Annotated in this window: 14 protein-coding genes; 7 read left to right on the forward strand and 7 right to left on the reverse strand. The window is 54.4% G+C overall.

What is annotated here, in order from left to right:
• Positions 1 to 4: 4 nt before the first annotated feature.
• Together ACAW75_RS08645 and ACAW75_RS08650 are read right to left on the reverse strand one after the other, a co-directional pair.
• A complete protein-coding gene (locus ACAW75_RS08645; protein ID WP_370728293.1) occupies positions 5 to 1,216 on the reverse strand; it encodes an acyl-CoA dehydrogenase family protein in 1,212 nt (403 codons plus the stop codon).
• A 137-nt stretch (positions 1,217 to 1,353) separates the two neighbouring features.
• Positions 1,354 to 1,584 carry a hypothetical protein gene (locus ACAW75_RS08650; protein WP_370728294.1) on the reverse strand — a complete coding sequence of 77 codons (231 nt, stop codon included), beginning with the start codon at positions 1,582 to 1,584 and terminating at the stop codon, positions 1,354 to 1,356.
• A gap of 231 nt (positions 1,585 to 1,815) precedes the next feature.
• On the opposite strand from ACAW75_RS08650, the gene ACAW75_RS08655 reads away from it, so the two are divergent.
• The 3 genes from ACAW75_RS08655 to ACAW75_RS08665 all read left to right on the forward strand — a co-directional run bounded on the left by ACAW75_RS08655 (position 1,816) and on the right by ACAW75_RS08665 (position 5,117).
• Positions 1,816 to 3,408, forward strand: a complete 1,593-nt coding sequence (locus ACAW75_RS08655) for an NAD(P)/FAD-dependent oxidoreductase (RefSeq protein WP_370728295.1) — start codon at positions 1,816 to 1,818, stop codon at positions 3,406 to 3,408.
• Between the two features lie 69 nt (positions 3,409 to 3,477).
• A complete protein-coding gene (locus ACAW75_RS08660) occupies positions 3,478 to 4,347 on the forward strand; it encodes an alpha/beta fold hydrolase (protein WP_370728296.1) in 870 nt (289 codons plus the stop codon).
• 101 nt (positions 4,348 to 4,448) lie between these two features.
• On the forward strand, positions 4,449 to 5,117 hold the full coding sequence (locus ACAW75_RS08665) for a hypothetical protein (protein WP_370728297.1): 669 nt from the start codon (positions 4,449 to 4,451) through the stop codon (positions 5,115 to 5,117).
• Between the two features lie 199 nt (positions 5,118 to 5,316).
• Here ACAW75_RS08665 and ACAW75_RS08670 read toward each other — a convergent pair whose 3' ends face one another.
• On the reverse strand, positions 5,317 to 6,075 hold the full coding sequence (locus ACAW75_RS08670) for a hypothetical protein (protein ID WP_370728298.1): 759 nt from the start codon (positions 6,073 to 6,075) through the stop codon (positions 5,317 to 5,319).
• Between the two features lie 100 nt (positions 6,076 to 6,175).
• Positions 6,176 to 6,676: a GbsR/MarR family transcriptional regulator gene (locus ACAW75_RS08675; protein ID WP_370728299.1), complete on the reverse strand. Its 501-nt coding sequence runs from the start codon at positions 6,674 to 6,676 to the stop codon at positions 6,176 to 6,178.
• A 266-nt stretch (positions 6,677 to 6,942) separates the two neighbouring features.
• Here ACAW75_RS08675 and ACAW75_RS08680 point away from each other — a divergent pair, with 266 nt between their 5' ends.
• The 3 genes from ACAW75_RS08680 (at position 6,943) to ACAW75_RS08690 (ending at position 8,435) form a co-directional block, all read left to right on the forward strand.
• Positions 6,943 to 7,569, forward strand: coding sequence for an NUDIX hydrolase (locus tag ACAW75_RS08680; RefSeq protein ID WP_370728300.1), 627 nt, complete (start codon positions 6,943 to 6,945; stop codon positions 7,567 to 7,569).
• A 128-nt stretch (positions 7,570 to 7,697) separates the two neighbouring features.
• Complete coding sequence (locus ACAW75_RS08685; RefSeq protein ID WP_370728301.1) at positions 7,698 to 8,153, forward strand: GNAT family N-acetyltransferase; 456 nt, start codon at positions 7,698 to 7,700, stop codon at positions 8,151 to 8,153.
• Between the two features lie 78 nt (positions 8,154 to 8,231).
• Complete coding sequence (locus ACAW75_RS08690; protein ID WP_370728302.1) at positions 8,232 to 8,435, forward strand: hypothetical protein; 204 nt, start codon at positions 8,232 to 8,234, stop codon at positions 8,433 to 8,435.
• 150 nt (positions 8,436 to 8,585) lie between these two features.
• Here ACAW75_RS08690 and ACAW75_RS08695 read toward each other — a convergent pair whose 3' ends face one another.
• The gene (locus tag ACAW75_RS08695; RefSeq protein WP_370728303.1) at positions 8,586 to 9,596 is read right to left on the reverse strand and encodes a nitrilase-related carbon-nitrogen hydrolase; all 1,011 of its coding nucleotides are present in this window, start codon (positions 9,594 to 9,596) and stop codon (positions 8,586 to 8,588) included.
• Positions 9,597 to 9,779: 183 nt separating this feature from the next.
• Between ACAW75_RS08695 and kynU the strand changes: the two genes are divergently transcribed.
• On the forward strand, positions 9,780 to 11,051 hold the full coding sequence (gene kynU, locus ACAW75_RS08700; RefSeq protein WP_370728304.1) for a kynureninase: 1,272 nt from the start codon (positions 9,780 to 9,782) through the stop codon (positions 11,049 to 11,051).
• On the opposite strand, the gene ACAW75_RS08705 is transcribed toward kynU, so the two are convergent.
• A complete protein-coding gene (locus ACAW75_RS08705) occupies positions 11,025 to 11,723 on the reverse strand; it encodes a TetR/AcrR family transcriptional regulator (RefSeq protein ID WP_370728305.1) in 699 nt (232 codons plus the stop codon). The genes kynU and ACAW75_RS08705 overlap by 27 nt on opposite strands.
• A gap of 56 nt (positions 11,724 to 11,779) precedes the next feature.
• Positions 11,780 to 12,715: a tRNA epoxyqueuosine(34) reductase QueG gene (queG, locus tag ACAW75_RS08710; RefSeq protein ID WP_370728306.1), complete on the reverse strand. Its 936-nt coding sequence runs from the start codon at positions 12,713 to 12,715 to the stop codon at positions 11,780 to 11,782.
• Positions 12,716 to 12,831 lie beyond the last annotated feature (116 nt).

Below are 12,831 nucleotides of genomic sequence, written 5' to 3' on the forward strand. Positions count from 1 at the left end.
ACACCTACTTAAAGGCCGACATACCGGTTATTTCAGCCCCCATAATGAGCAGGTGAATATCGTGGGTTCCTTCGTAGGTCACCACCGATTCAAGGTTCATCATATGGCGCATGATGGGGTAATCGCCCATGATACCCATCCCTCCCAGAATTTGTCGGCATTCGCGGGCCACCCGCAGGGCCATGGCCACGTTGTCGCGTTTGGCCATAGAGATCTGCGCTGTTGTAGCCGATCCGCCATTTTTCAACGTACCCAGCCGCCAGCAAACCAGTTGCGCTTTGGTAATGTCGGTCAGCATTTCGGCCAGCTTCTTCTGCACTAGTTGAAACCCGGCAATTGGTTTGTCGAACTGGATGCGTTCAGAGGCGTATTTTCGAGCGGTTTCGTAGCAATCCATCGCGGCCCCAACAGCTCCCCAGGCTATGCCGTAGCGTGCCTGGTCGAGACAGTCCAATGGCGATTTCAGGCCACTGGCGTCGGGGAGCATCTGGTTTTTGGGCACTTTCACGTCATTGAAGACCAGTTCGCCTGTCCGGCTGGCACGTAATGACCATTTCCGTTCAATTTCGTTGGTTGTAAAGCCTTCCATGCCTTTTTCAAGCAACAGCCCTTTGACTTTCCCTTGCTCATTCTTGGCCCAGACCACAGCCAGATCGGCAATGGGGCCGTTGGTGATCCACAGTTTAGAGCCATTGAGCAGGTAATAATCGCTCCGTTCAATGAAGTTGGTCTGCATTCCTCCCGGATTCGATCCATAGTTGGCTTCCGTCAGCCCGAAGCAACCGATCAGTTCACCTTTGGCCAGCTTAGGCAGGTATTTTTCTTTCTGCTCATCGGACCCGAAGGTCAGAATCGGATACATAGTCAGCGAGTTGTGTACCGACACCGTAGAGCGCATGCTCGAGTCGCCCCGCTCAATTTCCTGCAACATTAAGCCCGAACTGATGTAGTCAAGACCACCGCCACCGTACTGCGTCGGCGTGGTGGCTCCGAACGCACCTATCTGAGCAAACTTCTGAATTATGTGCGCTGGAAATTCGCCGCGCTGGGCATAGTCATCGATGATCGGCGTGATTTCGCGCTTCACAAAGTTTCGCATGGCCGAACGCACCAGTTTCTGCTCGGCTGTGAGCAAATCATCGATCAGGTAAAAATCAGGTGACTCGAATGAGTCTGCTTTCAATCGGGTCGAGGTCGGAACGGGTTGTGCTTGCATACCGGGGTAACCCCCAAACATGGAGGCTTGTTACGCTGCAAGATGGTTTTTTGGTGGCAATTGCCCCAGCCTGCCAGTCAAAAAAATGGGGTACGAAAACAGTTGGTGTGTTTTCGTACCCCATCCGTACCCACTGATCAGCGAATTCGACGATAACGGCCCGGTACCCAGACATACCCGCTCCGACGATACCGGTGATAACCTGGCGACCACACATACCGGCCTGGCGGAGCAGCCGGAATAACTTCTATTCTGGCGGGCGGCGGCGCAGGGCGACTAGCCACGGGTCGGACTACACAGCCAGACAGCGAAAGTAAAAGCAGACAACCGCCGCAGATAGCGGCTTTAGCCGATTTTCGAGTGTTCATAACGCATGAAAGTTGGTCAACAATTCATAGACTACTGTATAACCGGGGAGTTTAAGCAGTATCTATTAAACAACTGTTAAATGGAGGGCTTGCCCCAATCATACACTCCGGCGTTACGGCGCGATTTACGGTTACAATTAGTTGACCCGACAACCAGCCGTTGCTGATTAGAATAGCCTTTTCGTAAATTTGCAGGTACGTTGCCGGATAAACACCGGCCAGCCATTTTCCATGATCCATTCGCTTTCGCTGACCCTGTTACCGGAACAGGGCCTTGATGAGGCCGCCTTTCGTGCCTTCGTGCTTCACCAGCTACAACTTCCCGAGGCGCCCGACGTGGTGATCCGCAAACGCCGCCAGTCGATCGATTCGCGGGGGCGGCAAACGAAAGTGCATATCGACGTAGACGTATATGCGGGCGAAGGGCCCCCACCGCTGATTCGGCATGGGCTAACGTACCCAGCTGTGCATCAGGCCAAATCGGTGGTCATTGTGGGGGCCGGTCCGGCGGGGCTGTTTGCGGCACTTCGGCTGATCGAACTAGGGCTGAAGCCTATTGTGCTGGAACGAGGCTCAGATGTGCGGATGCGGCGGCGTGATCTGGCGGCGATCAATAAAGAACACCTCGTCAATCCAGAGTCGAATTATTGCTTCGGTGAAGGCGGTGCGGGCACGTATTCCGACGGTAAGCTGTATACCCGGTCGAGCAAACGGGGTGATATTCGCCGTATTCTGGAAATTTTGGTGGCCCACGGGGCTACCGAGCAAATTCTGGTAGACGCCCACCCGCATATTGGCACGAACAAGTTACCGGGCGTAGTGACGGCCCTGCGTGAACGGATTCTGGAAGCTGGCGGGGAGGTTTATTTCGACACGAAAGTGGTGGATCTGCTACTGGCCAACGGACAGATGCGTGGCGTCGTGACGGCCGACGGGCGCGAATTCAGCGGCGAAGGCGTCATTCTGGCCACGGGTCACTCGGCCCGCGACGTATTTCAGTTGCTTCATCAGCGCAACGTACTCATTGAGGCAAAGCCGTTTGCCATGGGCGTCAGGATTGAGCATCAGCAATCGCTGATCGATACCCTGCAATACCACCTTGGCCAACCGTATGACCGGGGTGCGTACCTGCCTGCGGCGGCGTATAGCCTCGTTACACAGACTAAATATGGTGGGGTTGAACGGGGCGTATTTTCGTTCTGCATGTGCCCCGGCGGGTTCATTGTTCCGTCGGCTACTGCTCCCGGCGAACTGGTGGTCAACGGCATGTCGCCTTCGCGCCGCGACTCGCAGTTTGCCAACTCCGGCCTGGTCGTTGCCATTACCGACACCGATCTAAAACCCTTTGCCCAGCACGGCCCGCTTGCCGGTTTGATGCTCCAACAGGCTGTTGAGCAGAAAGCCTGCGCCATTGCCAGCGCCCCCGACGGGTCGCTCTCGCAGCGGGCACCCGCCCAGCGCGTCGCCGACTTTGTGGATGGGCGCCTGTCTGCCTCGTTGTTGCCCACCTCCTACCAGCCGGGTCTAGTGTCGGTAGACATGCGCGAGGTACTGCCTGCCCATATTGCCCAGCCATTGCGGCAGGGCCTTCGCAATTTCGGCCAGAAAATGCGTGGGTACGTTAGCAACAACGCACAACTCATCGGTATAGAAAGCCGAACATCGTCGCCGGTTCGGATTCCCCGCGACCGCGATACCTGCGAACACGTTCAGGTACGTCGGTTATTTCCGTGTGGCGAAGGCGCAGGCTATGCCGGCGGCATTGTCTCGGCGGCTATGGATGGCGAACGTTGTGCCAATGAACTTGCGCAGCTATACGCCTGAATACCCTTTTACGGCAGCTTTTAGCCATCGACTGGTCACTGCTCTTCTCCTTTTACAATGATGCCTGATATGTCCTTCTCTCGATACGTCCAGACCAATGGCATCCGGTTGCATGTCGTGGAGGCCGGACCGGCTGATGGGCCGTTGGTCATTCTGCTACACGGCTTCCCGGAGTTCTGGTACGGCTGGCGCGCCCAGATCGACGCGCTGGCACAGGCAGGGTTCCGTGTATGGGTACCCGATCAGCGTGGTTACAATTTGAGCGACAAGCCCTTTGGCTGTCAGGCTTATAGTATTGACCGACTAGTGGCCGATGTAGTTGGACTGATTGATGCAGCAGGTGCGCAAAAAGCGACCGTGGTTGGTCACGACTGGGGCGCTCTGGTGGCCTGGTGGCTGGCAGCAACGTACCCCGATCGACTGAACCGACTCGTTTGTCTGAACGTGCCCCATTATGCGGTGATGCTTCGTTTTCTGCGTACTAGTCCCCGTCAACTGCTGCGAAGCTGGTACGCCGGTTTTTTTCAGCTTCCGTGGTTACCCGAATGGCTCTTTCAACGCCGCAACTGGTGGCTACTGACCCGCGCCATGCAGCGCAGCAGCCGGTCAGGTACGTTCCAGGAAGCCGATCTGGCCCTCTACCGGCAAGCCTGGTCGCAAACTAGCCCCGAAGGTGGTCCGGCGTTCCGACCGATGGTGGACTGGTACCGCGCTTTCGGGCAATGCCGCCCGCCCCTACCAGCCCACGAACGCATCAGCGTACCAACGCTCCTGATCTGGGGAGCAAAAGACAACTTTCTGCTCAGCGAGATGGCCCAGCCCAGTATTGACTTATGCGAACAGGGACGGTTAGTTTTCGTTGAGACAGCTACCCACTGGGTCCAGCATGAAGAGCCCGTGCTGGTCAACCAACTCCTGATCGACTTTATGACGCAGTAACCTTGGCACACTAATTCGCCAATTCACTACCGGATACACAATTACAGATTCGCCAACTCCCGGTATTCTGATAGGTTGCGTCATCGTTAACACTCAATCTCATGCGCGCACTTTATCCCCTTCTGTTCCTGCTCCTGTCAGGTACCGCTTCCACTGCCCAGACCAGCCAGTTTACAGCCACTATCAATGGCAAAGAATTTAAAGCGGCTGGCCAGCGGCTCAAGCTACCACTACCCGGCACAATGCGTTACCTGGCCATCGCCGGCATGAACGTAAAACCCGACGTGCAACTCTGGCTTCGTTTCTTTTACCTGAACGACCTGAAGCCCGGCACCTATAAGATACTGGCCGAAAACGACCGGTCGGTGAAAGAGACGTTCGACAAGAATAACCCGAACGCCAATGCCGTTTATGCCCTACTCGACTATACCGAGGAAACCAAAGGTCTTGGACACGCCTTTCAGGATGGCGAATCGTATGAAGGCACCGTGACCATTTCAAAAGTTACCGACACCAGCATTGAGGGCACGTTTTCAGGAACGTTGAAAGGACAGACCTATAAAAAACGGGTCATGGCCACGCTGTCGGGTTTCGGAATTCGTCAGAATCTGGAAGATAAAGCGATTACGGCAGCGGGTGGTGGTATGTTCGTTAAAGGCGACCCACACGACCACGATAACACCAAAAAAGGCGACAAAACCGACGACATCAAAGTCGAGAATGGTACGTTCAAGGTGTATTGGGGCAAAGACGACAAAGCAAAACAATAGCTCTTTTCGGCCGGGAGAACCAGGCAAACGACAGGCAAAACAGCCCGTTAACCCTGGTTCTTCCCGCTGAACACAAGCCCTACCTATTCGTGCAGAGGAAATAGAATATGCAGGCAACTACCTGTTGGTCAATTTGTTGCGCACGAAATAATTACCGCATCGGCGGACCAATATCTGCCCATTCCGACTAACGACCTACTCAATAGGCCAGAAGTACTGCGGCAATGAATGGCAGGTTCAGGTAGTCGGGCAGGTTCATGACCCGAAGCCGGATACCGTGTTGCCAGATCATTACCGCCGTTCCCAACATGAGCAACGCCGGCAAGCCCAGCGCCATCCCAACCGATTTAATGACGCCACCGATCAGGATGCTCATGCCCAGATGCCCGGCATAATCGAGGCTATTGGCCAGGGCCGTCTGCGTTGAATGCCGGACGATATACCCACTGGCTGCACCGAATTGAACAGCCATGATCCCCACGGCCAGCCAGTTGATATGCCCTACTGCGGCCAGATGACTGACCAGGAGCGCTGCGTACAGTAACACCAGAAAAATTACCCGATAGGTTGCGTTGAAATCGGGGGTCAGGTCCATCAGGTGCCAGCGTTGAGGCGGGGCTGGCACAATGATCCGACGGTTATAGGAGATGAAGGCGTAGCATTTTCGTGCTACGTCGAACAGGACTGTTTCCCGAACAAATCGGCTAAACCTCGGCCAGGACGTACCCAGCAACGTGAGAATTGCGTCTACCCCGTATTGCGTTTCGCCGGTTTCCAGATCGAGCAACGGAATCTCATGCTTACTCCGCACCGGATCAAGCTGGCTAATCAGCTGGCTATCCGTAATGTCGGTATTCGATCGCAGGGCCTCATTGGGTAAAGCTCCCGCTGCAACCAGCCCTTTCGTATACACACGACAGAGTGGGCAGTCTGTGTCATAAATCAGAACCTTGTTCATAACGAACGAGTTTAACTTTTAATTTCAGAAAATATTGAAAATTAGCACACTAAAAAAAGCCATTCCTGAACGGTCTGGCCAGCAGGGAGGCTCCGACCGATCAGGTGAATAGTTTGATAAAGTTGGTTATCAACCAGGTTTCTTCGGCTTTCAGCGCCGCGTTGGCTGTAGCGTCGGCGAACGTGGCTACCCGACTGATATTACCGATCACTTTCGTAAACTCAGCCGCTTCGGGCGAATCGGCCTGAATAGCCTTTACTTCATCGAGTATGGCCAACACCGGCGCTATTTCACGACGACGACGTTCTTTTACAACCTGCCTGGCAACCTTCCAGATGTCTTTTTCGGCATAGAAGAACTCTTTTCTTTCCCCTGGTTTCAACTGTTTGAAAAGTAGCCCCCAATCCATCAGGTCGCGGATATTCATGTTGGCGTTGCCACGCGAAATCTGCAGTTCAGCCATGATCTGATCGGTGTCCAGCGAATCGGGCGAGATCATCAACAGCGCGTGAATCTGGGCCATTGTCCGGTTAATGCCCCATTGCGTTGCCAGCGTGCCCCAGGCCTGAATAAACTTGTCTTTTGCCTCAGCGAATTCCATGGTCAAATGTAAACACTGTTTTCGTATTTTCAATAATCATTGAAAATAAAGTACGAATCGGTTGCTCTTACAAGGCATAGCCGGTAACGAAGCCTTTCCAGATGGGGTGTTTGCTGGTTGGCGCAACAGGCTAACGTTTTGTGCCCATAATTCACCAGAAATGCGGAAGCGACCGTTAGAGTGAAGTAGTTCTTCCTAAATTTGAGAGTTGGGCCAGTACGGTCATTCCGAAACGTCCTGCCAACCGAGACACACCAGCCCACCACATGGTACCCCAGTCTTTCACTGATCTTACGGCCCACCTCCGGCAACGATTACAGGAACCGTTACCAGGCGAATCTGCCCATCAGACTATGGCCTCTTCGGCCCGGACCAGACTCGGTATTCGCCCCAACGAACGTACCCGGCGCAGTGCCGTGCTGATCCTGTTTTATCCGTACCGGCAGGAAATCTATCTGCCCCTTATTCTTCGACCGCAATACGATGGTGTTCATGCGGGACAGATGGCTTTTCCGGGTGGCCGTGCCGAACGGACAGACCGGGACCTGACGCAGACTGCCCTGCGTGAAGCGCAGGAAGAGATTGGCATTAAAGTGCAGGATGTGACCGTGCTTGGTTTATTGACAGAGTTATTTATTCCGCCCAGCAACTTCTACGTACAGCCCGTAGTTGGGATGCTCAACACCCGACCCGATTTTTACCCCGATCCGCGCGAGGTAGACGCTGTTATTGAAGTAAATCTGGCTACCCTGCTCGATGAGGCCATCGTTGGCGACAGCCAGATCGAGGTACGTGGCGTTACGGTTGATGCCCCATTTTACGACATACAAGGCCACCGCGTGTGGGGTGCCACCGCCATGATGATCGCCGAGTTACTGGCCGTCATGAAGTAGCCCACAAGCTCACACCCTACCCCACTCCACTGAGCCAAAGCCGCCCCAGTGGAGTGGGGTAACCGCGTTTGGGGCTGCAACAAGGCTGAGGGTAGCTCTATCCTGCCAGAAGAGAGAAACAGCATTATATGACTTTTAGAAAAGCAACCGAAACCGATCTCCCTGTCATTGTTCAGCTACTCGCTGACGATGAATTAGGGCAAGCCAGGGAAGCCGTCGGCACACCGTTGCCCGCTTTGTATTATCAGGCGTTTGAACGTATCAACAACGATCCAAATCAGGAGTTGATCGTGGTTGAAAATGAGGCGACAGCGATCATTGGCACCCTGCAGTTGAGCTTCCTTCAATACCTGACTTATCAGGGTGGTCTACGGGTTCAGATAGAAGCCGTTCGTGTGCATAAATCCTGCCGGGGCAAAGGCGTGGGGAGGCAGTTTTTCCTGTGGGCTATTGAGCGGGCCAAAGAACGGGGCGCCCATTTACTCCAGCTTACCACCGATAAGAAACGCCCCGATGCCTTACGGTTTTACGAGAGCCTGGGCTTCAGCGCCACACACGAGGGCATGAAACTGCCTCTTTATTAGGCGTCTCTGTTGGTGTTTTGCTCACGCAGAAGTAGGTTTGAGGCAATCTACTCCAAAAATCCCACTCTCCACTACACGATGTTAACAGGTATCGGTTTAGTTGGCCAGGAGATGATATTCGTTTTTCTGGTCATCCTGGCGCCTCTCTTCCCACTATGGACGATCTTAAAGAAATCAGGGCAGAATCCCTGGTTTAGTTTGCTGGCGTTGTTACCCGGCATCGGCGTACTGCTCGTACTATATCTGGCCGCTTTCTCAACCTGGAACGTCAGGGGCAAATAAATAGGCGACACCTGCCTTTTCGCTATGGCCCTGGTCCGACTTCGTGCAGCAGGCCCTTCAACCAGCGCCGTCACTCCAACGCACAAAAAACGTGTTGGCCAGGCGTAGGTACGTTGCCTGGCCAACACGTTTTTTGTGCGTGTTCCTTCCCTACTTGGCGTCGAAGAGGCGACGGATGACATCCTGCTGATTTTTGATCAGGATACCCCGATCCGGCGATTCGGCCAGCAGCGTATTGAGTGGGTAGTAGCTGTGCTGCGCGTAACTGTCGGCGTAGAGTTCAAATCGTTGACGGGAAAGCAGGTTTCCTGCGCCCGAGCGTTGCCGGTATTGGCGCAGGGCACTCAGGTCAATGTCGGCGTTGGCAACCATGCTCTCCCCATAACCCGCCTCGGCCAGCACAAGGCCTTTATAGTCGACTACTTTCGAGCCTGCATCAGACGAGCCAAAGGGGATGGAAACGCCCGACAGACCCGCCGAGTTGGCCGACACCACGTACCCCATGTTCTCGATGGCACGCGCCATTTTCGCTACGTTTTTCTGCGTGAGCATCGGGCTGCCAATTTCAGACGTGGAATGTAGAAACACTTCGGCACCGCGCATGGCTAAACAACGGGCCACTTCCGGAAAAAGAATATCATCGGAGGCCAGACAGGTCAGGTTACCAATGTTGGTTTTAGCCACCGGAAAAATCGAGTCGTACCCGTAAGCCTCTAAGTAGTAAGCCCATACATCGGGCGGGGTTGGGCTCGACATTGAATTCAACCGACGATAGCGCAGAATAACATCGCCGCTGGGATTCAGAATGAAACTGGTCTGGAAATACAGGTCCGGGAAGAAAGGGTCCTGCTCGTAGGCATTGCCCGAGAAGTAGATCTTGTGCTTCTGCACCATCGCCCCCAGGGCCTCATAAATCCGGCCGTCCAGTTCCAGGGCTGCCTTGTCGCGCCATTCCACCAGGCTTTCGCCCATCGGGTAGCCCGTCAGGAAATACTCGGGAACAACAACCAGCAGCGTATCGCGGCCAGCCACATTGATCGACGCTTCGATTTGCCGGTCGATCCGGTCGATGGAGGCGAGCATGATCGCTTCGGCTTCGTCGCGATTGGTGGCACTATTTACGGTTTGGCAGGTGAGCTGTAGCGCAAGAGCTTTGTACATAAGTTGACGATCAGGTTGTTTAGGTGAATGGGATCTTACTGGCAGGTACGTAATAACTCTGCCAGTAACCGACGAATCCAGCGCTGCTCATAGCCACTGCCGACTATTTCACAGGATAAGGTTCGTACGTGTTCATGGGCCAAATTACAAAGATCAACCTGATTTCTGCGTTAACTTTCCAGCATGAACTTCATCAACGACCGCGATTTTGCCCGCCAGCTCGACCAAACCGACCCGCTGCGTTTGTACCGCGAGCAGTTTCATATACCCCATCGAAATGGCCACCCACTGCTCTATTTCTGCGGTAACTCCTTAGGGCTTCAGCCCAAAGCGGCGCGTACGGCTATCGATCATGAGCTGGCCGTTTGGCAAGACCTGGCCGTTGAAGGCTGGTTTGAGCGGGACGCAACACGCAAGAACGAGCCATGGCTGGCTATTCATACGCAAAGCAAACCGGCCCTTGCTCATATCACGGGTGGTCGCCAGAGCGAGGTATGTGCCATGAACAACCTGACCGTTAACATGCACCTGCTGCTAACCTCATTCTACCGCCCGACTTCGACACGCACCAAAATCCTGACGATAAGCGGTGATTTTCCGTCGGATCAGTATGCCCTGGAAACGCATATTCGCAGCCGTGGCCTCGACCCGGCTACGGTGCTTGTGGAGGTCAGCCCACGGGCGGGCGAAGAAACCTGGCAGATTGCCGATATCCTGACAGCCATTGATCAGCAGGCCGAAGAGCTGGCGCTGGTGCTGATGAGTGGCGTACACTACTACACCGGCCAGGCGTTCGATATGGCGGCCATTGCCCGAAAAGCGCAGCAACACCACGTACCAGTGGGGTTCGATCTGGCCCATGCGGTCGGTAACGTACCGCTTCGCCTGCATGACTGGGGCGTTGACTTTGCTTTTTGGTGCTCCTACAAATACCTCAATGCCGGACCGGGGGGTGTATCAGGAATTTTTGTGCACGAAAAGCACCATGCCGACACCGACGTACCCAGGCTGGCCGGCTGGTGGGGGTACGATCAGGCGAAGCGGTTCGAGATGACAAAAGGATTTGTGCCCATGCCCGGCGCCGATGGCTGGCAGGTCAGTACACCTACCGTATTGGCGATGGCCGTCCACAACGCTGCCGTACAGCTCACCGCCCAGGCCAGTATGCCTGCCCTCCGCCAGAAGAGCGAACGACTCACGGCCTACCTCCATTTTCTGGTGAGCGACCTGGTACACGTCATCACCCCGGCCGACCCCATTCAGCGCGGTTGCCAGCTTTCCCTGCTCATACCTGCCAACGGCAAAACGGTATTCAGTCAACTGACGGAAGAAGGCATCATCGGCGATTGGCGCGAACCAAACTGCATTCGGCTGGCTCCTGCCCCGCTCTACAACACGTTTGACGAAGTTTGGCAGGTGGGCAATGCCCTACACAGGCTGCTCGCCATTGGCTGACGGGGTTGCCGGTGGCGTATTGCTACCCAGACGTTCTTTGGTGGCCAGTGCAACGCCGTAAAAAACCCGTTCAATGGTTCGTTCTATTTCCTGCCAGCCCTCATCAGAACCCAGATCGATGCCCATCATGGTCCGTTTATCGTGAGCCATGAACGTGAGCATGGTCATGCCACTGATAATAATCGCGGCAAACGAGCGGCCATACATACTCTGAATGATCTCGCCAAGCTTTTCGATCATGATCCGCGTCTGCTCTTCTTTCTGAAAAGCTACCGGATTTATAGCGCCAGGCTTGTTGTTGACCAGGTCGTTTCGCAGTAGTTCCTGGGCTTGCGGATTGGCGCGTAAGAGCCGGAATTCGGTGAGGATAAAATCAGCACAGGCCTTGAAAAACTCTTCGATGGTGGCGTCCTTCAACCGCTCTACGTCAATCGGCGGGGCGGCTACAATAGGCTTATATTTCTCGTAGTAAGCATTGATCAACCCATCCAGCCCACCGAAATAGCGGTAGATCAAAATTTTGTTCACGTTGGCTCGTTGGGCCAGGTGATTAATCTTCACTTTATCGAAACCGCCTTCAGTAATTAATTCGTGTACAGTATCGATGAGGCGTTGTTCCGTTCGTAGTCGGTTGCGCACCATATTGGTAAAGCCAATGTGTAACTGGTTCAAGAAGTTTTAAACCCAGCACTAGCACCGGCTAAACATAACGATTATGTGCTCTCCAGCTATAATTTGGTTATATAACGGACATTTCTTTGCATTCCTTCCCGTTTGGTGCGCTTAATGGGCGACCGTTTGAACTGTTCGCTGAAAACCGCCTCGGTTATTTCCTCCCAATCGTTTCTGGTCATTCCAGCCAATTCCGGTGTCAACGTAAAGGCCGGCGTCTGGTGCGGTTTGGCAAATCGATTCCAGGGGCAGACGTCCTGACAGATGTCGCACCCGAAGATCCAATTCTCGAATTTGCCCTTCACTTCCTGCGGAATGGCCTCTTTTAACTCAATCGTAAAATAGGAAATGCACCGGCTGCCATCCACTACATAAGGCGCCACAATGGCCTCGGTGGGGCAGGCATCGATACAGCGGGTGCAGGTACCGCAATGGTCGGTGGTAGGACCGTCGGGGTCGAGTTCCAGGTCGAGGATCAACTCGCCAATAAAGAAGAAGCTACCCATCTGGCGGTTCAGCAAATTAGAATGCTTGCCAACCCAACCCAGGCCCGACTTTGCCGCCCAGGCTTTATCCATCACCGGTGCCGAATCCACGAAGGCCCGGCCGCCTACCTCGCCAATCTCAGCCTGAATGAATTGCATCAGCGCCTTTAGCTTGTCTTTCAGCACAAAATGATAGTCCGTACCGTAGGCGTATTTCGAGACCTTGAACACGTCGTCACCAACTGGCAGGCGCTGTTCGGGTTCGTCGCCAGGGTAATAATTCAACAGTACCGACACCACCGATTTAGCCTCATCGACCAGCAGGCGCGGGTCGAGCCGTTTGTCGAAGTGGTTGGCCATGTAGCCCATTTGCCCATGCATCTGCCGGGTCAGCCAGGCTTCCAGCCGCGGTGCTTCGTCGGCCAGGAATTCAGCTTTGGCAATACCGCAGAAGTCAAAGCCCAGTTCCAGGGCTTTTGCTTTGATCTTTTGCGCGTTGGTCATCATACGTCTATAATGCGTTGCCGACCCGATAGGTTTCTCCTCCTCGCTGGGTACGTTGCCATACCGGTTTCACCCAGCGGTGGGTCAGCCCCGCTGGCCGGTTTTGTTACAGCCGGGAA

Origin of the sequence: Fibrella arboris (assembly GCF_041321095.1) — a bacterium.
GTDB lineage: Bacteria > Bacteroidota > Bacteroidia > Cytophagales > Spirosomataceae > Fibrella > Fibrella arboris.